This window comes from Paenibacillus sp. J31R30 (assembly GCF_059692115.1).
Map to the genome: position 1 here is coordinate 64,919 of NZ_JCAUAV010000012.1, position 21,650 is coordinate 86,568.

17 protein-coding genes are annotated in these 21,650 nt (G+C 47.2%); all 17 read left to right on the forward strand.

What is annotated here, in order from left to right; all coding sequences use genetic code 11:
- Nucleotides 1-291 precede the first annotated feature (291 nt).
- The 17 genes from AC58QO_RS27390 (at nt 292) to AC58QO_RS27470 (ending at nt 21,639) form a co-directional block, all read left to right on the forward strand.
- Nucleotides 292-1,641: a hypothetical protein gene (locus AC58QO_RS27390; protein WP_497271150.1), complete on the forward strand. Its 1,350-nt coding sequence runs from the start codon at nt 292-294 to the stop codon at nt 1,639-1,641.
- Nucleotides 1,642-1,813: 172 nt separating this feature from the next.
- Nucleotides 1,814-7,318, forward strand: coding sequence for an InlB B-repeat-containing protein (locus AC58QO_RS27395; RefSeq protein ID WP_497271152.1), 5,505 nt, complete (start codon nt 1,814-1,816; stop codon nt 7,316-7,318).
- Between the two features lie 436 nt (nt 7,319-7,754).
- The gene (locus AC58QO_RS27400; protein ID WP_497271153.1) at nt 7,755-9,080 is read left to right on the forward strand and encodes an ABC transporter substrate-binding protein; all 1,326 of its coding nucleotides are present in this window, start codon (nt 7,755-7,757) and stop codon (nt 9,078-9,080) included.
- Nucleotides 9,081-9,186: 106 nt separating this feature from the next.
- Entirely contained in the window at nt 9,187-10,029 is an 843-nt protein-coding gene (locus AC58QO_RS27405) for a carbohydrate ABC transporter permease (RefSeq protein ID WP_497271155.1), read from the forward strand.
- Nucleotides 10,022-10,864 (forward strand): carbohydrate ABC transporter permease, encoded by an 843-nt coding sequence (locus tag AC58QO_RS27410; protein ID WP_497271157.1) that lies wholly within the window; start codon nt 10,022-10,024, stop codon nt 10,862-10,864. Before AC58QO_RS27405 ends, AC58QO_RS27410 begins: the two co-directional genes overlap by 8 nt.
- A 53-nt stretch (nt 10,865-10,917) precedes the next feature.
- Nucleotides 10,918-11,664, forward strand: coding sequence for an SDR family NAD(P)-dependent oxidoreductase (locus AC58QO_RS27415; protein ID WP_497271158.1), 747 nt, complete (start codon nt 10,918-10,920; stop codon nt 11,662-11,664).
- A gap of 28 nt (nt 11,665-11,692) precedes the next feature.
- Entirely contained in the window at nt 11,693-12,796 is a 1,104-nt protein-coding gene (locus AC58QO_RS27420; protein ID WP_497271160.1) for a hypothetical protein, read from the forward strand.
- Nucleotides 12,797-12,829: 33 nt separating this feature from the next.
- Complete coding sequence (locus AC58QO_RS27425) at nt 12,830-13,201, forward strand: RidA family protein (protein WP_497271162.1); 372 nt, start codon at nt 12,830-12,832, stop codon at nt 13,199-13,201.
- A 15-nt stretch (nt 13,202-13,216) separates the two neighbouring features.
- Nucleotides 13,217-13,819: a carbohydrate-binding family 9-like protein gene (locus tag AC58QO_RS27430; protein ID WP_497271164.1), complete on the forward strand. Its 603-nt coding sequence runs from the start codon at nt 13,217-13,219 to the stop codon at nt 13,817-13,819.
- A gap of 68 nt (nt 13,820-13,887) precedes the next feature.
- Complete coding sequence (locus tag AC58QO_RS27435; protein ID WP_497271166.1) at nt 13,888-14,655, forward strand: IclR family transcriptional regulator; 768 nt, start codon at nt 13,888-13,890, stop codon at nt 14,653-14,655.
- Nucleotides 14,656-14,682: 27 nt separating this feature from the next.
- Nucleotides 14,683-15,525, forward strand: coding sequence for an SMP-30/gluconolactonase/LRE family protein (locus AC58QO_RS27440; protein ID WP_497271168.1), 843 nt, complete (start codon nt 14,683-14,685; stop codon nt 15,523-15,525).
- A 62-nt stretch (nt 15,526-15,587) separates the two neighbouring features.
- Nucleotides 15,588-15,980: a RidA family protein gene (locus AC58QO_RS27445; protein WP_497271170.1), complete on the forward strand. Its 393-nt coding sequence runs from the start codon at nt 15,588-15,590 to the stop codon at nt 15,978-15,980.
- 29 nt (nt 15,981-16,009) lie between these two features.
- On the forward strand, nt 16,010-17,488 hold the full coding sequence (locus AC58QO_RS27450; RefSeq protein WP_497271172.1) for a M81 family metallopeptidase: 1,479 nt from the start codon (nt 16,010-16,012) through the stop codon (nt 17,486-17,488).
- Complete coding sequence (locus tag AC58QO_RS27455; protein WP_497271174.1) at nt 17,485-18,792, forward strand: aspartate aminotransferase family protein; 1,308 nt, start codon at nt 17,485-17,487, stop codon at nt 18,790-18,792. Before AC58QO_RS27450 ends, AC58QO_RS27455 begins: the two co-directional genes overlap by 4 nt.
- 77 nt (nt 18,793-18,869) lie before the next feature.
- The gene (locus tag AC58QO_RS27460; RefSeq protein ID WP_497271176.1) at nt 18,870-19,652 is read left to right on the forward strand and encodes a creatininase family protein; all 783 of its coding nucleotides are present in this window, start codon (nt 18,870-18,872) and stop codon (nt 19,650-19,652) included.
- Complete coding sequence (locus AC58QO_RS27465; RefSeq protein ID WP_497271178.1) at nt 19,652-20,620, forward strand: C-terminal binding protein; 969 nt, start codon at nt 19,652-19,654, stop codon at nt 20,618-20,620. Before AC58QO_RS27460 ends, AC58QO_RS27465 begins: the two co-directional genes overlap by 1 nt.
- A gap of 5 nt (nt 20,621-20,625) precedes the next feature.
- A complete protein-coding gene (locus AC58QO_RS27470; RefSeq protein WP_497271180.1) occupies nt 20,626-21,639 on the forward strand; it encodes a zinc-dependent alcohol dehydrogenase in 1,014 nt (337 codons plus the stop codon).
- The last annotated feature ends 11 nt before the right edge of the window (nt 21,640-21,650 follow it).

Genomic DNA, 21,650 nt, shown 5'->3' on the forward strand with positions numbered 1-21,650 from the left:
TGACTAGTCGCAGAGCGCAGAGGGAACGTAGAGGCGCTATTTGGCTGAATTCGGATGAAATCTTATCCAAAGGGAACGTAGAGGCGCTAATTGGTTGATTTTCGCGATTTATAGTGTTTTTCGAAAAAATAGGATACTCTCGTTCCCTTTCGATGACGATTTTGCCTATTTATTCGCAAATAGAGTATCCTCGTTCCCTCCCTCGTGGGTGGGCTTGTGGATGGCCTCTATTTTTCTGGGTATGGAAGAGTTCGTAAAACAAGTCATTGCCACTGGAGGGATTATGCTGATATGAAAGACGAAAAAGATTTTGAAGGTTTGCAGCAGAATATGGAAACGGAGCACAGCTTTCTGAAAAATCGTTTCTTGCGGCCTGTGGATACGTGCAACGAACTGAAGCATTTACTCTGGCAGGAGCTGGCGCTATCCAAATTAATTGGAGGGTGGATACCGGCGATTCCGGCATATGAGCAGAAGATTCAACTTGGTCGATTATGCTATGTGCACAATCGGAATGTGAAGTGCTTGTATGAACGTATCGAGGAGCTGCCTGGCGGTATGCATGACAAGGATTGGATGCCCGATATCACGCGGGAGGCATTCGAAAGAATGTTTGGCGCGCCAGATGAACACACTTTTCTGGTCAGTTACTTATATATACATAGACATCTGTATATCCAATATGATGCATTGGTGGCCAAACTGGATCCGATTTTAAATGCGCCTACACTGGACCAGATCAAGATCATCTTCATTGAGCGGGAAGCCACACAGCGCTGGCTGCATGAGCAGTTGCAGTTTGTCCATTGTGGAAGTGAAGAAGAGTCGCGAAAGCTGGCGGAATGGGAACGGTATATCCTTACGGTCTGGGCCGTCTTCCAAGCAAATGCTTTTGTAGATGATGTGAACACTGTGACCTGGCCAGTTAACCTGGTGCAGGATCCAGCTGGTCCGCTTCCGGAGAAGGCAAAGCTGGAAAACAAATATCCACGTTATACGAATCCAAAACCGCAAAAATCGTATACGGATACCAGTATGTCTGTGCTGCATGACAGTGTGAAACAAATGATATACATCTATGCGACTGAGATTTTTGCTGGAGAGACGTTGTCCTGCATTTATTATTATGTGGATCGGATGCCTTTACCTTTTTACTTTGACTTGGCCCGTCACATGTGGGATGAATTTCGTCATAGTCAGATGGGTATGCGCCGTTTGCTGCAAATGGGCTATTCAGTCGACCAATTCCAGTGGCTGGGGGGTCCAGGCAAGCGGGATGTCAAAGAACACTTTACCGAATTGTATTCCAACTTAACCCTATTAGGTGAAGCCTGCGGCTTCAAGAAGAAGCGAAAGTCAGCGGAAGCGTTTTGGAAATTTGGCGATGTATTGTCTGCGATTACCTGTGAATTTGATTTGATTGACGAACGCCGTCATATTGATTTTTCTGTGAGATGGGGACCGGAGTTGTTCAAGAAGGCTGATATGATTATCACTTATCAGGAAATGGCGGAAATAACGAGAGTCCGTCGATTAACCGAACTTGAAACTGTGCCCGCTGAGGAAATAGCTAAGCTCGCGAAAAACTTCCCTATTTTCTGCAGCTTTCATACATCGGAACTGGCTTATGACAACTATTGAATTCATAAGTGTGAAAACGTTTCATTGACGTGTATAAATGACCGAGATATAATCATAGTGTCATAGAAAACGCTTCCATGGAGGGATGGATACACATCGTGCAATTCAAGAAAAGAAAGGCGGATTCATTCATAATTGTAATCAACAAATGAAAAAGGAGGATTTTATTAACATGGCAATTAAAAGGAAACCCATTATGAGATTTCTACTTATTGTTGCAGTTATCATGTCACTTGTTCTTCCTAATTCAGCATTTGCAGCCTATGTACATCAGCCTGTCGAGATTCAAGAGCCGGCATCTCCTATCCAGATCACGGTGAACGGTAAAAACATGAAATCGGATGTATCGCCTAAGTTTATCGACGGAAAAATTTGGGTTTCTGCCGAGGCAATAGCTCATTATATATATTCGGTATTTTATGAGTCTATCGATGGCAAAGCCTTCACTTTAAAAAATGATTACTACGAAATGACAGTTACATACGGAAGTAATGAAGTTACATTAAAAGACGGCTCAACGGTTACGACGGAAATGCCGTTCAAAGAAGGGATTAGAAGTTTTATCCCCTTGGATACTGTTATGTATGCGTTTGAAGCAACCTACACGTGGGATGCAACGAGCAATACGGCAAAAGTTCTCTATGATGAAAACCGTCATATTACCGCTGATGCCGCTTTGCCGGTAGCTGTACCAGGTGTTGATATAACTGCCGTGGGCAAATCGAGAGACGGATATTATAGTATTCCGAGCGACGATCCGAATGCCGAAGTAACCGTATGGCGGAAGTCAGCGGATCCGGCAAACTATGTAATAGCCCAACCGAGAAATACCGGAAACGCTTGGTTAATTGCGCCTAAGCCTGGTTATAATGCGGCAACAGGAGCCTTTGAAGGTGGCCTTAGTTATTTGTCCGGCGGCGGCAGCAACGACATCATTAGAGTGAGAATTCACTACTCAGACGGCAGGCCGGATAAGGAGTTTAAAACGACCATTACTACAAGCTCTGCTCAAAGTGGTTCCGGCATACCCAATACAGGTAACGATTTACTTTTAAGGACCACGTTCAATAATTTAAGTTTGTATCTGAATTATGCCGGTTATACGACTCCCGGAGATACAATTGCCTATAAGCTTCCGACATCGCCAGTCACCACCATACAGGTTGTTCCTGACCCTGCTAATGAGGTGAAATTCAGAAAAGTAGGAGTTGCAACGTGGGAAGACGGACTTGCACTGGCATGGGATTCGGTCAACAAGCAGTTCAGAGGCTCTATTGTCGGTCTTGAACCAGACACGGATTATGAAGTGCAAGTTAAAGTCCTTAAGGATGGTTCAACATACACCAAGCAAATCAGAACATGGAAAGAAGACGTTCCAATTGCTAGAAATATACCTATTGCTTCTATATATGAGCCAGGAAAACCGCTGTCGGTTCAAGGGCTTAGAGGTACAGAAAACGGATATATCCGAATCATTGGGGATGGAAGTACGGTTATCGAAGTAACGGACGAATTTTGGGAAGCGGTATCGATCGCACAGTCCGAGTATGTGATTTTGGAGAACTTAATCATTCGTGGCGGCAAGAGAAGCGCAATATCGGTTCTCAGTTCAAGTCACCACATCCGAATTGTGAATAGTGATATTTCAAATTTCGGAAGAGAAGCAACACAATACTTAGCCAAGCAAACGGTAGTGGCAAATGCGGATCCAAACCTGGCTGTTGACTTGCGTACAGGGCAAAGTTACTCTGCCAACGCAACGCCTGTTAACAATGACTCTGGTATTTTTGTAAGCGACGCAAGCAATCTCGTCATTGAAAAGAACTATATTCATGATGCAAGAACCAAAACTAATGCATGGAACGGCGGCGGCGGTCGAGCGTGGTACCCTGAATGGGACGATAAGCATCCGCAAGGTGTCAGCGCCATGTACGCAAGGGGCGGGCAAGGTGTCGTTATTCGATACAACGACATTGTCGGAAGCGACGATCATCGTTTTAACGATGCCATTGAAACTTGGGGAAATGGTGAAGTAGACGGCGGTGTCGGTAAAGATTCCGATGTGTACGGAAATTATTTTGCATATACCCAAGACGACAGTGTCGAATTAGAAGGCTCGGATATGAACGTAAGATTTTATAACAACAAAATAGAAGGGGTCGCGAATGGCGTAGGTCTGGATACGAATTATGTTGGTCCCATTTATTTGTATAGAAATGTCCTAACAAACTTGGGTGACGAATGGGGCTTGATTCAAGGCGCACTGAAGCACGGAGCAGCTGCGAAGGAAGCAAATATGGGGTTAGGCGCTAACTATCTGTTCAACAATACAATTCTTAGCTCAGCTAGTCATATTACCCGCAAAGACAGTCAAATATACAGACCGTATTATCGAAATAATATTATCGAATCGATGGATAGTCCTTTGGCTAATGGCCAGGTCATCATTACGATTAAACACGTTTACAATTATCCTGGCGCTAGTTACGATTACGACTTGTTTAACGGATCTGGGGTAACCACGAATGCTTTCAGTACGACAGGTGGACCTCCGCCAATTGTTGAGCCAAATGGGATAACCGGTGAAAAAATTGGAACACCTGTAACGGCAATCAATCCGGATTCAAGCAAAAAGGCAACTTTCACGAATAGAGCTGAAGGTGACTTGAGCCAAACAAGCGGAAGCCTTGGTTTTGATAAGGGCACAACGATTAATAACTTTGTAACCGCAGCCGACTACGCTGGCGCAGCACCTGATATCGGTGCGATAGAAAGCGGCAAAGATGTGATCGTTCCGACCAGACCAACAGCTTTAAGATCAAGTGGCAGTAAGTATCAGCTTAACGTTACAGGAAATACGACGCAGCAAGTCATGATTAAAACAGCCGGTATTCCGACTGGAACTAAGTATGATTTGCGGAAAAACAGTGATTATGATTGGTTCACGGTGACAAATGCAGAAGGAAATACCCAAGGTACGATCACACAAGGTGTCGATTTGGTACTTACTGTAACAGGTTACCCTAAGAAAATCGGTAAAAACTTCTTGGGTGAGCAATTCGGAACAACCATAACTAAAGGTCTTGCTGACCTTGCAAATACAAAAGCCAATGTATTAACGGGTCAACCGGCAAAAGGCAAGGGAGCTTTTCTAGTTAAGTTAGACGGTGGTCTTTCGCTGCCGATTTCCGTTTATGTAACGGAAGGTGACTATGATACGAACTATAGTCTTACTTATAAATACAATGACGGCGTTACATCTGATGCAACTGTGACCGTTCATGCCAACGGAGAGTCGCTCGGTGAAACCGTTACACCTCCGACGCCGATGAGAGCGAATTATACGTTTGTTGGTTGGTTCGACGAAACGTATGCGAACAAGTTCGATTTCAGCAAAGCCGTCGAAGCGGATACCGTTCTTTATGCCAAATGGAAGCCGAGCATCCAAAGTTTCACCGTAGCGTTTAATACGAATGGCGGATCGGCTGTTGCGGCGATTTCCGAACTTACCAGCGGAGCAACGATTGCCAAACCGGCAGATCCGACTAGAAATGGATATGCTTTTGAAGGTTGGTATACGGATGGAGAATTACAAAACGCTTTTGATTTTGCGACTGGCGTTATTACACAAAGCATAATTCTTTACGCAAAATGGACTACGCTAAACACAGCGATACCCCATTCTTGGGATCAAGCTGGCGTCAATGCTGTTCTAAACAATCCGGAATTTGCCGGTATGCTCGACTTGTCGAGCTTTACGACTTCACCAACTGGCAACGTGACAATTAACGTGCCTTTGAACAAGCCTCTTACAATCAAAGGCAATCCTAACGTTGAGTTTGTGGGCTTGGCGATCATTAACGAAGGCAATAACGCGTTGACGATCAACAATCTTAAAATGAAATCAGCTGACGCGCAAGCTAAAGCAGCTCTGTACTTCGCGACGGGAAGCAATACGCTCACGCTTGTGGGCATCAACGGCATCACCACCGTACACACTGCACTTACCGTCGGCAATGGAGCGGGAATAGGCGTGCCAGTAGGCAGCGCCTTGACCATACAGGCAGCGGATGCAAGCCAAACGCTTACCGTGACTGGTGCCAATGAAGGCGCCGGTATTGGCGGAGGGAAAGGCAGCGCAGGCGGTGCCATCACAATCGCAGGCGGCAAGATTACGGCGACAGCCGGCGGGAATGCCGCAGGCATCGGCGGCGGCAGAGGCGGCGCAGGCGGCGACATTACGATCACCGGCGGCACGATTTCGCTTGCCAAAGGCGGCAGCAGCTCTGCTGGCATCGGGGGTGGCAACGGCGGCGCAAGCGGCAACATCACGATCACCGGTGGAACGGTTACGGCCACAGGTGCTAATGGAGCCGCAGGCATCGGTGCCGGCGCCCTCGGCACGGGCGGCAACATCACGTTCACCGGCGGAACGATTACGGCGAACGGCGGTTCCTCGGGTGCGGGCATCGGCGGAGGTAAGAATGGCGCAGGCGGCAATATTATCATCAGTGGCGGAACGATTACGGCCACAGGCGGCGGCGTGACCACTGCAATGGGCGCAGGCATCGGCGGCGGAGAAAACGGTGCAAGCGGAAACATCCTGATCTACGGCGAGAATACGCAGGTAACAGCTATTGCTAAAGCAGCCTCAGCTTCCAACATCGGTGCAGGTTCTGGTTCTGGCGCAGCTCTGGGGGGTAACGTCTTTGTGGCATTGCCAAAAGGGAAACTGAGAAACTTAAGTTCCGACCTTGGCAATACGGTTGCATTATCGTCAACTTCGGGTTCACAAGGCACGGTAACAGTGGAATTACCATCTCCGCTGAATGCTGCTCCTTTCCCAGCATCCATAGGCGTGTTAACTAACCTAAGTACAACACCAACGAACATGTCTGTGATCACAACGCTTACGGATAAAGAAGTTTTGTTTGGATACCCGACCGCCACACCGATTAAGAGAACCGGTGCTGAACTTGCAACGGTTGGTGCGGCCGTACCATTTGAGAAGCCTATTTCAACCAGCCTAGCGGTCAACTTCCCAGGCATTGAGAATGTCATGGTAGAGTACTACAAGACCTCATGGACTAACGCGGGCACCTATAGTAACAGCGCTGTTATTCCTTTTGAAAATGGCAGCCTGACTACAGGAAAGTATACGGTGCGTGTTCGCAAAGGCGGCATGTCGTATACGTTCCCGGGTGTGACACTGTACGAAAATCAAGCTAATGTTTTCAATGTGCCTGTCGAAACGATCACGGTTACAGGCATAAACGGAGATAGTAAACTCTCTATTGTACAATCGGACTGGGTATACCAGACGCTGGCCTATCACAACGGAGACACTGCGACTTTCAATGTGTTCGGTAATCAAGGTGCTTATGAATTGCAGATTATCAATACCGGTTTCCACAAAATTATCATAGGCGGTGTTTCTGCAGGAAACACGGTTGATATTAGCAACTATTTCTACTCTGTTACCGTTCCTCAAGGCGTATCTACCGTTAGATTGCAATCCAATAACTGGATTATCAACCCAGCTAACGCAGGGGCTGTGATTCCGTTGCTTAAAACGAATCAGCTTGCGAAGATGAGTTACGTATACAACGGCCAGACAACCACTGTGGAATTTCTTCTCGACGGGGCTGATCCATTTGCCGCTATTTTACCTCAATAGAACGTAGTAGATTTTAGTTGAATAAAGTCAGATCTTTACGCTGTAAAAATATGGCTTCTGACTATGTCAGGAGTCATATTTTTCAAGACGCTGAGAGTGACGGTAGTCCGATATTTCCGAACTAAATCGGGGATTTCGTGCGGAAAAGCATGAATAGTCCGATTCTGCCGAACTAAATGTTCATTTTGCACAGGTGGGGGTCGTTTGGGGCGATTTAGTTCGGCTAATTCGGACTAATTGAGGATTGTTGGTGCGTGCGATGATATTAGTTCGGTTATTTCAGGCTAATGGGGGGAGTTTTATGGGATTTATTCATAAATGTGAAAACATTTCATTGACGTGAATTAATAGTCGGGATATAATTAAGTTACATAAGAAAGCGATTCCAACTAGGTGTTCTACATGATTAAGTACACATAAATGGGAGGGTTTTAATTTGAAAAAGACGAGTATGGTTTTATTGAGCAGTATGATGGTAGTAACGCTTACAGCTTGTGGTAACGGTCAAACAGAATCAACAGCAACGGTCAGTAATGCTCCTGCTGCGACTGCGGGAACTGCCGCTCCCAAAGAAGTGACACTTAAGGTAGGCTTGCCAGGAAGCTATGACGTTACCAAAAAAGAGATTATCGAAGGTTTTCAGAAGAAATTTCCTCATATAAAACTTGAAATTCAGGACGCGCCTTGGGCTGAATTTGCTACGAAAATTACAGCGCAAATTGCTGGCAACAATCCTCCGGATATCTGGTTCCAGGAAAATGCGATTATTCTTGGTTACGGGAAGCGAGGCGTAGCAGAAGATCTGACAGCTTATATTAAGCGGGATCTTAAAGAGAGTGACTATGTCAGCTCTTTGTATGCAGCTAGGGACGCGAATGGCAAGGTGTGGGGTATTCCGCACGGCTTGAATCCGACTGCGCTGGCGTATAACAAGAAAATTTTCAAAGACGCAGGCATTGAGGCTCCAACGGATAACTGGACTTTCCAGGATTTGTTGGACACAGCCAAAAAATTGACTAAAGACACCAATGGCGACGGTAAAACAGATATTTACGGCATGTCCGTCGAAAACAATCTGACGCAGGGCTTCTACCTCTGGTCGAAGATCTACGGAGGCGGCTGGCTGGATGAAACGAAAACAAAGTCAATGCTCATGGATCCAAAAACTGTACAGGGTATTACTGCATGGCAAGATACAATGAAGAATGGCATTGCTCCAAAATTCGATGTTTTGGAAGCTAACGGGAAAATCACCCAAATGTTCGGTGAAAACAAAATTGGCATGATGATTATGCAATACAGCGGACAGCTGCCGTTTAAGAAAGATTATGCGAATCTGGACTACGATACAGTCATGGTTCCTAAAGGCTATGACGGCAAACGAAATGTTCCATTTGTTGCGAACTCGTGGATGATCTTTTCCAAAGCGAAGCAGGAACAGAAGGATGCAGCATGGGAATTCATGAAATACTTCTTAGGTGAGGATGCTCAGGGATATCTGGCTACAAGCGGAGCTTCACTTCCACTCAAAGTATCGGCTAATGCCAAGTTAGATGTAAACAGCAACCCGAAAAACAAAAAGGCATTCACGGATGGGGTTGCCCAAGCAGGTGTGACTACGGATGAAACGGCATTCTGGAACGAAATGAAAACGACTGTCCAGCCGGTCTTCATCGAAATGTTCAAAGGGAGCAAAACGGTAGATGTAGGTTTGAAGGAAGCTGATGAAAAATTAAAAACGGTCATCAATAACAACAAGTAACTATATCGCAATTTTTGGTGGGGAGGTTAAGCCTCCCTCCTTTATTTATGAAGGTAAGGAGTGTTGTGTCATACAAAGGTACAATTATTGGGGATATATACTGACATTGCCATTTGTCATCGGGTTTCTCGTTTTCGCAGCGTATCCTTTTATTTTTTCTTTGTATTTAACCTTCACGAAGTGGGATATGTTCAATGCTCCGCAGTGGGTTGGTCTCCGAAATTGGAAAGCGATTTTTCATGAGAAGCAAATGTATTATTCGTTTCGCAATATTTTCTTTTTTGCTTTGATCTTTGTGCCGCTAAAAACGGGTATCGCGTTCATCGCAGCGTATGTGTTAAACCAGGCTATCCGTTTCAAAGGGTTTTTCCGAGTTATTTTCTTCTTACCTGTTATTACGCCCTGGATCGCAGCAGGTATGGTATGGTCATGGATCCTGAATTCTCACTTCGGTGTAGTCAATTTACTTCTCAGTTACATTAACTTGGGACCGTACAAATTTCTAGATAATCCGAATTGGTGGGTAGTTATTGGGAGTGTAGCCATCGCGAATGTTTGGAAAGGTATCGGGGGGTCCATGGTGCTGCTGCTGGCAGGTATGCAAAATATCTCGAAAGAGTTGTACGAAGCGGCAGATTTAGATGGTGCCTCCAAGTGGCAAGTGTTCAGACGCATTATCGTTCCGCTCGTTTCGCCGATGGCCTATATGGTGCTTATTCTTTCGACGATTTCAGCCTTTCATGCCTTTGATTCATTCCTTACCTTGGTCGGTTCGCCAGGTGGAGTCAGGGACCAATTGCTGACAGTGAATATTATGATTTACCGTGATGCTTTTGTTTTATTCAAAATGGGACCTGCTTCCGCAATGGCATGGTTGCTATTCATTGTAATCCTGATCATTACGATCTTCCAACGTTCAATGGAAAAAAGGTGGGTGCACTATGACTAAAGAATCCAAACTAAGCGCAACACTGCTTTATTCGTTTCTAATCATAGGCGGATTATGCATGTTCATTCCATTCTATTGGATGGTCGTGACCTCGATCAAAACTGGCGCGAAAGTGCTGCAGATGCCGCCGCAGTGGTTTCCCGATCCGATAACTTGGCAGCACTACGTTGACGCGTGGAACAGCCAAAATGTGCATTTTGCCCGTTACACGTTAAATAGCTCGATTGTAACCATTCTCGATGTCGGTGGAACTATGATCTCTTGTGCCGTTATCGCATTTGGGCTTGCCATGTTTGAGTTTAAATTAAAAAAATGGATTTACCTGGCAATGGTGTCGACTTTGATCTTACCTGGTCAGGTGACTATGGTCCCGCAGTACTTCATATGGAAGAATCTTAACGCCCTTGACACCTATTATCCGTTAGTTGTGCCAGCCTTCCTGGGAGGCGCATTCGGTATTTTTCTGATGCATCAATTTTATAAAACATTGCCCAAGGAGCTTTTTGAAGCAGCACTTATAGATGGCTACACCCCATGGGGAGTGCTCTGGCGCATTTATATCCCGCTGTCCAAACCTGCGCTTTCGGCGCTTGCTGTATTTACATTCATTGGTGCATGGAGCAGTACGCTCGGCCCCATGTTGTATTTAACGAATAACAAAATGTTCACCTTGCCGCTTGGACTCTTGTTTCTCAAGGCGGTTAATGACCAACCGAATGAAATTCCGATCGTCATGGCTGCTGCGTTCATTATCACTATACCGGTTATCGTCGTGTTCCTGTTTGCCCAAAAGCAATTTATTCAGGGGATGGCATCGACTGGCTTGAAGGGATAAGCCGGAATTGGGGCTAGCAGTGTAGCCTATTATCGAAAGCAGGAGGGAATCAAATGGATTTACCGCTTCAGGACAAGGTGATTGTTGTGACCGGTGCGCTTGGCAAGATTGGCTTCGCTTCGGTACGGATGTTTCTGGCCAGAGGAGCCAAGGTCATCGCCAATGATTGGGTAGCTGCGGAGGAGTCACCCCGTATGACTTCGCTTCGAGAACAGTATGGCCCAGATCGTCTCCTTTTCGTGCAGGCTGATGCGAGCGACGGAGATCAGGTCGCCGGTATGTTCCAGCAAATTCGCGAGCATTTTGGCCGCTTGGATGGTTCATTCCATAATAGCTATACGCAGAATCGAAAGCCGGTTGCGGAATACACATTGGAGGACTGGAATCAGGTTATCCAAGGCACGCTCACTTCGACATTTCTCATAAGCAAGCATGCCATCCTGTTAATGAAGGATTCCGGAGGCGGGTCCATCGTCAATACATCTTCAATTCTTGGCGTAAAACCGAGGGCAGGAGAAGGCGCATACGGGTCGTCCAAAGCTGGGGTCAACTTCTTGACGCAGGTCATCGCTGCCGAGAATGCCGTTCACGGCATACGAGCTAACGTAATCATCCCGGGAGACGTGAAAGAACCGAAGCAGCTGTCGCCCGAAAAGATGGAAGAGATGCGCAAAAATTTCTTGCTAGGACGCAGCGGTACTCCAGACGAGGTGGCCGAGCTTGCTTCCTTTCTGCTGTCTGATGCTTCTTCGTATATAACGGGATCACTGTATACGATAGACGGGGGAATTCGGATATGAGACCGATGAAGATGGAGGCGGCTGAAGGATGAAGAAGCGAGTCGCAGCGATAATTACTCAGTATAAGCTCAATTCGCACGCAGATGTGATTGTTAGCAGGCTGCTCGGCGAGCTTGGCTATGAACCGCAAGTTGAGCTGGTTGCGATGTACGTTGAGCAAGTCACCGATAGAGACTTGAGTCGGGAACTGGCCGCTAAGCATGGTGTAGCGATCTGCGCCACCATTGAGGAGGCAGTTGCCTGGGACGCTCCTGAGCGAACCATCGATGGTGTTGTCGTCATCGGAGAGCATGGGGATTACCCATGGAATGAGAAACAACAGCACTTGTATCCACGGCTGCGGTTTATGCAAGAGACGCTAGCTGCCATGGATCGTCACGAAATCCGTGTACCGATATTCCTTGATAAGCATTTCTCTTACGATAATGCGGATGCGCTGTGGATTTATGAGGAAGTTAAGCGTCGGGGTATTCCTTTCATGGCTGGATCCTCCATTCCATATACGGATTATGTGCCTCACTTCGATCGCTCCTTTCTACAGGGAGGCCGTACTTTCTTTGTCGTCAGCCATGGCGGGCATGAATCCTACGGATTTCATGGCATGGAAGTGCTGCAGGTTCAGGCTGAGCATCGGCGTGGCGCCGAGTCGGGTGTTGCATCCGTGCATGCATTGGCTGGCGATGAAATGTGGGAAGCGATGGATCGAGCGGAATGGCCGGAGGCGCTGATGATGAAGGCACTCGCACTCGAGCCGGAGCTAGCCGGAAGGCATCCCCGCAATGAATGCCACGATCCCGCATTATTCGTTGTCGCGTATAATGACGGCACGATGGGGTATGTGGCGCAGCTTCCTAAATTTGCTACGAGATGGAGCTTTGCGGTTCAGGATCATGCAGACGCTAGTATCGCTGCGTATTGCAATACGGGGCGAGAGCGGCCGTACAGCCATTTTACTAGATTGACCGAACTGATCGAAGAGATGGTGCTTTATGGCACACCTCCATGCCCGATTGAAAGAAACCTGTTAACAACTTACCTCATCAATACGGCCATGGAATCCTTATATCTGGGGCGTCCGTTGTCTTTAGACGCATGGGGCGTTGCGTATGACCCAGGTTTATATACGAGCTAGCTACTCTTACATTACAAAATATGGAGGTCTTTTATGCGAACTGAGATAATGGGTTCAAACAGCAGTAAACCGATCTCTCCAGCGATCCAAACGGACTCATTGGTATTCGTATCGGGGCAAGGTGGTCTTGATCCGCTTACAGGCGCCGTAGTTGGCAATGATCTGGAATCGCAAACGGTTCAGACGATGGAAAACATTAAACGGATTCTCGCCGCTGCCGAACTTACTTTGGACGATGTAGTGAAATGTAATATTTATTTGAGCGATAGAAAGCTGTATGAGGAATTCAATAACATTTACAGACGTTTCTTCACTAGCCCTTTTCCTAGCCGTACAGCTATTTATTGTGACTTGAATTATGATTTGCTCGTTGAAATTGATGTCATCGCCCAGAAGCGGAAATAAGGGAGAATAGAGGCTATGGTTGCGTATGTTTACAACTGCATCTATCAGAGTGGAACCGAAGTGCGCTGGGAGGAAATAGAGAGCGTAGCGCTTGTTGATACCGTAACGGGAGAACAGGCGCGTTTAAACACAACCGTGAAAATGTGCCGCACCGATAGCTATATCCATGTGCGCTTTGAATGCGCCGACGATCATATTGTTGCCACGTATGAGAATCGAGACGACCCTATATATAAGGAAGATGTCGTAGAAATCTTCATCGATGAGATTGGGGAGGGGCGGTTTTATAAAGAATTCGAGCTAAGTCCCCGGGGCGTTGTATTCGATGCTCTCATTGATAAAGAAGTAGGACAGAAACAGAAGGTCGATGCCAGCTGGAATCTGGACGGATTGCTGACTCAGGTAACGTGGCCAGAAGAGGGGACTGCCGTGTACGACATGGCGCTTCCTGTCACTTCCTTCGACCCGCCTCCTGCTCCGGGCATGACCTGGAGAATCAATCTTTACCGGATTGATGAAGATCCCACAAATCAGCGTCATTATTGGGCTTGGTCGCCGACTGGAGCACAGAGGAATTTCCATGTTCCGGAAAAATTTGGAATGCTTGTTTTTTCATAAGCAATCGGATAAGCTACAATTAAAGCGTTTTCATGTATATGAAACGACTTCAAAGGGGGAATTACGAATTGGAAAAACAACAAGCGCATAAAGTCAAATCAGCTGACCGGGTATTGGACATATTTGAGTTATTCACCGGAGGGACCGATTCCTATAATTTATCGGAAATTGCCAAAAATTTAAATATGCCTGCCAGCAGCACCTACCTCATTTTACAGAACATGTTGAGCCGTGGGTACCTGGAGACAGACAAGTCCGGAAAGCAATTCCGTATTGGATATAAATTGTTTACGATTCGCAATCGTTATATTCAGAATACGAGTCTGACTGGCGAGTTTTATCAGATAGCTGATAAGATCTCGGAGGATTTAAACGAAACGGTCAGTTTATCCGTGAGAAGCGGGAACCAGCTGTTGTATCTTGGGGAGAAAGTAAGCAGCCAAGCCTTGCGGTTTACGCCCAATCAGAATGATGTATTTCCCCTGCATGCAACGGCTTCCGGTAAAATTCTGCTTGCCGACTTCACGGAAGAAGAATTGCACACGCTTTATCCGCAAGAAAAACTGGAACAAGTGACAAGTAAAACGATTTCCTCTTTCAAGCAGTTACAACAGGAATTGGAAAAAGTAAAATCGCAAGGTATTGGTTACAACTTGGGTGAAACGGTGATCGGCGTGCATTGTGTCGCCGGGGCTGTCGTTGATGCTGCTAACCAAACGGTAGCTTCCATAAGCATATCCGTTCCGGAGGTGCGCATTACGGAAGAGATCTGGGATAAAGTGCATGTATGGATCAAGCGGGCTTGCGAAGAACTAAGTCAAAAAGTATATCGGTAACTTTGGATGGAAAGGAAGCTTCCCTCGATGAGTGATTCCAATTTTATTAGTCGGCCTTTTACAGAACCCTTTGGTTTCACCAAGAGCATTGAAGGACCTGCTTGCGACCTGGAAGGCAATTTATATGCTGTGAATTTTGCCCGTAGACATACAATTGGAAGGGTAACGCCTGCAGCCGAATGCTCTGTATTTCTTGAATTGGAAAATGGAAGCACTGGCTGCGGGATTCGTACGAATCGGCTAGGAGACATGTTCATTGCCGATCATACCGGCCATAATATTCTCAAAGTCGATATCGCGACGCGCCAAATCTCCATATATGTTCATGAACCGGCTATGAATCAACCTAATGATCTTGCGATTACTTCAAGCGGGGTTATTTTTGCTAGCGACCCCAATTGGAAGGACTCCACGGGACAACTCTGGCGTATTGATGGATACGGCAAAGCAGTTTTATTGGAAGCCAACATGGGAACGACAAATGGCATAGAAGTCAGTCCAGATGAGAAGACACTGTATGTCAATGAAACACGACAACGCCGAATTTGGGCCTACGATCTATCTGCGGACTATCAAATAAGCAATAAACGGCTTCTTATCGAATTCCCTGATTTCGGATTGGATGGGATGCGTTGCGATATAGCTGGAAATTTATATGTAACCCGTCATGGAAAAGGAACTATTGCCAAAATTTCGCCTAGTGGCGAGGTGCTGCTGGAAGTCCCATTGTCGGGCAAAGACTGCACCAACCTGACTTTTGGCGGGCCTGACGGGCGCACTTGTTTTGTTACAGTAGCCGATGTAGGCAATATCCAACTATTTCGATCAGATCTTCCCGGTAGGTGCTGGCAGTTACTTCAAGAGGGGTGAGCTAGCCAGTATCCTGCATAGTACTGTTTCGGAATACTATTTTTGAAAGGGAGGGATATAGGATGTCAAAAAGCATTAATGTCGAAAATGCCCCACAATTTCCACTTCCATTCTCACACGCGATTCAAGCTGGGGATTTCGTATACGTTTCTGGGCAGGTAGGTGTTGATCCTGTTACCAATCAAGTCGTCGGTCACACCATTGAAGAACAAACTCGACAATGCCTGCGCAACATAGAAATCATTCTTGAGGAAGCAGGCTTGTCACTTGATCATGTAATTAAAGCCAATGCATTTGTAAGCCACGGCCATGATTTTCCTGGCTATAACAAAACGTATGCTGAAGTTTTCAAACAGCCCTACCCTGCTAGAACATCCGCTCCTCTTGATCTCGGGGCTTATTTGGTAGAAATAGACGTAATCGCTTATGCTCCCGCCAAACGAGGCGAAGGCTAACCATACGCGAGAAACGGAGGAGAAACTATATGAAGCTAGCAATTGTCGGCATATTTCATGAAACGAACACATTCTCACCAGGTATGACCGAAATGGACGATTTTGCGCCGGAATGGATCGAAGGAAACGATCTTTTTCATCAAAGATATGAGCATACGAGAACATCTATGGGCGGCGTTATCGATGGGGCTCGATTGGAGCTCGCGGATTTGGCATGCGGGTTGTACACCGCGGCACCTCCAAGCGGAATGGTCAGCCGTAGAACAGTGGAGGCCCTTTTCGATTCAGTGGTATCCTCTATTGATTTATCAGCTGAAGGAATCGTTGCCATTCTGCATGGCGCAATGGTAGCCGAAGGATATCCAGACATGGAAGGTGAACTCGTTCGCCGCATTCGAGAAAAGGTAGGTCCCTCCAAACCCCTAGCCGTAACACTGGATCTGCATGCCAATATCAGCGCTCACATGGTGGAACACGTCGACATCCTTGTAGGTTATGACACCTATCCGCATGTAGATGCCCATGAAAGAGCGGTGGAGGCGGTACATTTGTTAGCACAGACGATCCGCGGAGAGATCAAGCCAGTGCGTGCATTCGTTCAACCGCGTTTACTCCTAGTACCGCAGGTGATGCTGACTGACGTAGCTGGTCCGATGCAGGAAATCATGGAACGTGCGTTCGCCATAGAGCGTGATCCGAAGGTACTCAATGTTACCGTAGCTGGCGGCTTTCCCTACAGCGATGTCCCTGATGCAGGCGTTTCTTTTGTGGTGACGACGAATAACGATCAGGCACTTGCTGAGCATTATGCCGAAGAACTTAGCCATATGGCATGGGATCTGCGGGATAAGCTGAGAAGCAATGGATACCCGGCAGCTGAAGCTGTTGCGATGGCTTTTACTGAAGAGAATGGACCCGTCATTCTCGTAGAGGGTGCGGATAATGTAGGCGGAGGCGCTCCGGCAGATGCGACGCACGTATTGAAGCATCTCATCAACGCACCTCGAAAATGTCTCATGGTGATTCGCGACGAGGAAGCCGCTCAAATTGCCCATCACCAAGGTGTTGGCACGGTATTTGAGGCAGCAATCGGCGGTAAAAGCGATCAATTGAATGGTGAGCCAGTTCCAATTACAGGTGTCATCCGGCTTTTATTTGATGGGAAATATACGCATATCGGTCCATATATGACTGGTCAATGGGCAGATATGGGCAAAACGGCTGTCATCGAAGCCGGAAATTTAACCGTTATTTTAACAGAAAAACGTACAGCACCATGGGATCTTGGACATGTCACGTCGGTAGGTTTACGCGCTGAAGACTTTCATGTCATCGTTGTGAAATCTGCTATTGCATGGAAGACTGCTTTTGGCCCTATGTGCAAAAAAATCACACAAGTCGATACGCCAGGCTGTTGTGGCGAAAACCTTTTCCACTTTCAATATGTACATCTAACTCGTCCTATTTATCCTCTTAATTCCATGTCGTACAAGGAGGCATCCCAATGAGAACTTATGACAAATCGATTGCTAAGCATCAAGCAGCCAAACAGCATCTTGCAGGCGGGGTAGCCAGCTCTTTACGTGCGTCAATGAAACCAACTCCCTTGTATGCAGCGTCAGCAAAAGGTGCACGCATCCGAGATGTGGATGGCCATACATATATCGACTACTTGCTTGCCTACGGTCCATTAATTCTGGGTCATGCGCATGACGGACTAACCGAAAGTATTCATCAAGCCTTGCTCAATGGATCTACCTATGGGCTTCAGCATGATGGGGAAATTCAGCTTGCTGATTTGCTGACAGAGGTGCTTCCTTGCGCTGAGAAAGTATCGCTAAGCGGCTCCGGAACGGAAGCTGTTATGCTGGCGCTCCGATTGTCTCGTGCCTTCACGAACAAAACAAAGGTCGTGCGCTTCCATGGCCATTACCACGGTTGGTCGGATTCAATCTTCACCTCTTTTCCAAGCTCGGACATGAGTCAAAAAGCTTCCGACGACCAAGCTTCTACCATCCCTCCTGGTACCTTCGGGCAAAGCGAAAATAGTCTAGAAGATATCATCCTGCTTCCTTGGAATGATCCTGTTGCCTTAGAATCTGTGCTCCGCACGCGTGGTCATGAAATCGCAGCTGTCATTACGGAGCCGGTCATGTGCAATTCCGGCTGCATCCAGCCTAAGCCAGGCTATCTAGAGCTGATCCGCAAGCTGACCGAAGAGCACCATATCGTTATGATTATGGATGAGGTCATTACCGGGTTTCGACTTAGCTTGGGAGGAGCACACGGCAGATTCAATATCCTTCCTGATTTAGTCATTATCGGCAAAGCGATGGGCGGCGGCATTGCCATTAGTGCTGTGGCTGGTAAAGCTGAAATCATGAAGCTCGTGGATGATGGTAAAGTGAGCCATCTGGGCACGCTGAACGGAAACTGTGTGTCTACCGCAGCAGCGATCTCTACAATAAGCCACCTCGCGCACTACAACGGTGCTGCTTACGAACAAATGGAAGCTTTATTTATAGAGCTTGCTACTGGAATACGCGTTTTGCTGGGCAGGCATGGTATCTCTGGCGTAGTCAACCAAATCGGTCCTGTGCTTCACATGATGTTTATTGATGCCGTGGAAGTTAACGACTTCGATACGTTCAATAAACGCGACTCAGCCAAATATAGCCGCTTTGCCGAATTGATGCTGGACGAAGGCGTATTACTCCGTCCGAATGGTCTTTGGTACATTTCAACGGCACACACAAAATCGGATATTAAAGAGACATTGGTGGCAATGGATCGCGTGTTAGCTCAACTTTAGATTTACAATAAATGGTTTATTTAGGTGTGTGAATACAGCGTATTTCAGATCAATTACCATAAATGGAGGTGCACGCTATGGATACATTCCTATTTCACCATTTGACACGGGAAGAAATTACGGAATGTGCAAGGGCAGGATACGCCGCAGTTGTGCCGCTGGCGGCAACGGAGCAACACGGAAAGCACCTTAGTGTCTATACCGACAGCCTGATTTGCGAACATGTGAGCACTGAGGCTGTGCGTAAAGCGACAGCAGAAGGAAAAGCGAAGCTGCTCCTGACGCCGCAACTGTCGATTGGCTGCTCCAGTCATCATCTTGCCTTTGGCGGCACGCTCTCGTTTTCCTCGGAAACGTACTTACGGATGCTCAAGGAAATCGGAGAAAGCTTGATCAAGGACGGATTTCGCAAAATCATCTTTATTAATTCGCATGGCGGGAATGCCAACATCATGAACCAGGCGGCACAGGACCTAGTTGTTCAGCATCCGGTGTGGGTCGCTTCCGCTTCCTATTGGAACGCTGCTGGAGATGCGATTACAGCTGCTCGGGAAGAAAATCGCGGGATGGTGGCAGGGCATGCAGGCCGTTTTGAAACTTCGCTGATGCTTGCGCTTGATGAGCGACTTGTACGTAAGGATCTCATTCCGCAGGAGCATCCCGAGCTGGATTGGATATTTGGCGGGCGAGCTGGCACGTTTATCGGCTATCATGGCAAGTTAACCGGCGCTGATGGGATTACGGACAGCAGTGAGGCCGCTTCCGCCGAGCAAGGACAGTCTTATTTGGCTGCAATCGTAGATGGTGTTGCCCAGTGGTTCGTAGAGTGCTATTCGACAATGGAGAAGGAGTGTAATTAATGACAACATACACGGTAGTAGTGACGGATTACGGGTTTCCGGATTTAAAGCAAGAAGAAGAAGTCTTGTTGCCAATGGGCGTTAACCTCCTTTCGGGTCAATGCAAAACACCGGAAGAAGTGCTTCAATTAGCGAAACAGGCAGATGCGATTATTACAGAAAGAGCGCCGATCACGAAGGCAGTCATCGATAGCCTGGAGCGCTGCAAAATCATCGTCAGGTACGGCGTCGGCGTAGACAATGTGGATATTGAAGCGGCCAAGGCCAGAAATATTCCTGTTGTCAACGTTCCGGACTATGGGACGGGGGAAGTCGCCGATCATGCCATGTCCTTGCTGCTTTCGAGCGTTCGCAAAATTCCGCAAATTGTTGCCCAAGTACGCCGTGGCGTATGGCAAATAACGCCGTGCCGTCCTCTTATGGGACTTCAAGGGAAAACGTTAGGCATTGCCGGCTTCGGCAATATCGGGAAAGATGTGGCAAAGCGAGCGCAAAGCTTCGGTATCAACACAATCGGCTACGATCCATATGTGCAGCAGCCTGTTTTTGAGCAAATGAACACGCAGAAGGTTGATTGGCATGAATTGCTGGAACAAAGCGATATGATCTCCGTTCATCTTCCTCTAACGTCGGATACGAAGCATATTTTCAATCGTGATGCTTTTGAGCGAATGAAATCAACGGCCTATCTAATCAATACGTCCAGAGGAGCGGTCATTCACACTGAAAGTCTGATTGAAGCGCTATCGAGTAACCAGATTGCCGGTGCAGCACTGGATGTACTGGAGCAGCAGCCGGTTGCGCTGGACAGTCCTCTGCTGAAAATAGAGCAGTGCTTGATTACAAGCCATTGCGCTTGGTATTCGGAAAGTTCATTGAACCGACTGCAGCGTCACGCTGCTTTGGAAGTACAACGCATATTTAACGGAGAGCGTCCGAAGCATATCGTCAATGGTGTGGAGGTATAGTCCGCATGAAGACGCTGGTATATAACGGACCGAGGCAATTAAGCATTGAGGACATGGAAGATCCGCGCGCGCTTCCAGGAGAGGCCCTCATCAAGGTCGAAGCTGCAGGGATTTGCGGCAGCGAATTGGAAGGTTACCTGGGTCATAGCAGTGTGAGAGTTCCTCCGTTAGTTATGGGGCACGAATTTTGTGGCACAATTGTTGACATCCAATATGGAGCAGGCTCAATTCTAGGGTTTTCCATAGGAGACAAAGTTGTAGCTAATCCGCTCATTTCTTGCGGCTCTTGCGACCGTTGTGTAATAGGCAAGCGCAATCTATGCCGTCACCGTGAACTGATAGGGATTCATCGGCCGGGTGCTTTCGCTGGGTACGTGACCGTACCTTTAAGCAGTTTGTACGCCGTGCCCAAAGAAATGGATGCCTCTGTCGCCTCGTTGGCGGAGCCGTTAGCGGTATGCATCCATGCGATCAAGCTCGGTCTTCCGTATTTGGATGATCTCCTTATTTATGGTGCCGGAACGATTGGCTTGCTGACGTTGCAGGCGGCATTGAATATGGGTGCGAATAAAGTGTTGGTTGTGGATCGGCAGGAAGTACGGCTGAATCATGTCAAGTTTCTGGGTGCTGAGATTGCGACGCCTGAACAAGTGGAAGACAAAGTGACGGAGCTGTTCGCTCAGCGGGGAATCGACACGATTATTGATTGCGTCGGTGCAACTGCCGTGAGACAGCAAGCGCTGCAGCTGATTAATCCTGGCGGAAACATTGTGCTGGTTGGCTTGGGAAGCGATGAATCTCCTCTGAAAATGAATCATCTTGTCCGTCAAGAGGTGAACATACTCGGTTCTTATTCCTACACCGATGCGGATTTTAAACATGCGGTTCAGATGCTGGTCAGCGGGAAAATCAGAACGGCAGGTTGGCTGGCGAAACGCAGCTTGTCTGATGGAGCTGACACTTTCCAAGCTTTAGTGGAAGGTAAAACCGAATTCAGCAAAATTACTTTACATCCTTAAAATAAGGAGGG

What these genes read in the sequence shown, in the direction of transcription:
- AC58QO_RS27430 (WP_497271164.1), top strand. Translation starts at nt 13,217, where the DNA reads ATGGTTGCGTATGTTTACAACTGCATCTATCAGAGTGGAACCGAAGTG.
- AC58QO_RS27455 (WP_497271174.1), top strand. Translation starts at nt 17,485, where the DNA reads ATGAGAACTTATGACAAATCGATTGCTAAGCATCAAGCAGCCAAACAG.
- AC58QO_RS27395 (WP_497271152.1), top strand. Translation starts at nt 1,814, where the DNA reads ATGGCAATTAAAAGGAAACCCATTATGAGATTTCTACTTATTGTTGCA.
- AC58QO_RS27440 (WP_497271168.1), top strand. Translation starts at nt 14,683, where the DNA reads ATGAGTGATTCCAATTTTATTAGTCGGCCTTTTACAGAACCCTTTGGT.
- AC58QO_RS27420 (WP_497271160.1), top strand. Translation starts at nt 11,693, where the DNA reads ATGAAGAAGCGAGTCGCAGCGATAATTACTCAGTATAAGCTCAATTCG.
- AC58QO_RS27450 (WP_497271172.1), top strand. Translation starts at nt 16,010, where the DNA reads ATGAAGCTAGCAATTGTCGGCATATTTCATGAAACGAACACATTCTCA.
- AC58QO_RS27390 (WP_497271150.1), top strand. Translation starts at nt 292, where the DNA reads ATGAAAGACGAAAAAGATTTTGAAGGTTTGCAGCAGAATATGGAAACG.
- AC58QO_RS27460 (WP_497271176.1), top strand. Translation starts at nt 18,870, where the DNA reads ATGGATACATTCCTATTTCACCATTTGACACGGGAAGAAATTACGGAA.
- AC58QO_RS27445 (WP_497271170.1), top strand. Translation starts at nt 15,588, where the DNA reads ATGTCAAAAAGCATTAATGTCGAAAATGCCCCACAATTTCCACTTCCA.
- AC58QO_RS27465 (WP_497271178.1), top strand. Translation starts at nt 19,652, where the DNA reads ATGACAACATACACGGTAGTAGTGACGGATTACGGGTTTCCGGATTTA.
- AC58QO_RS27425 (WP_497271162.1), top strand. Translation starts at nt 12,830, where the DNA reads ATGCGAACTGAGATAATGGGTTCAAACAGCAGTAAACCGATCTCTCCA.
- AC58QO_RS27470 (WP_497271180.1), top strand. Translation starts at nt 20,626, where the DNA reads ATGAAGACGCTGGTATATAACGGACCGAGGCAATTAAGCATTGAGGAC.
- AC58QO_RS27415 (WP_497271158.1), top strand. Translation starts at nt 10,918, where the DNA reads ATGGATTTACCGCTTCAGGACAAGGTGATTGTTGTGACCGGTGCGCTT.
- AC58QO_RS27410 (WP_497271157.1), top strand. Translation starts at nt 10,022, where the DNA reads ATGACTAAAGAATCCAAACTAAGCGCAACACTGCTTTATTCGTTTCTA.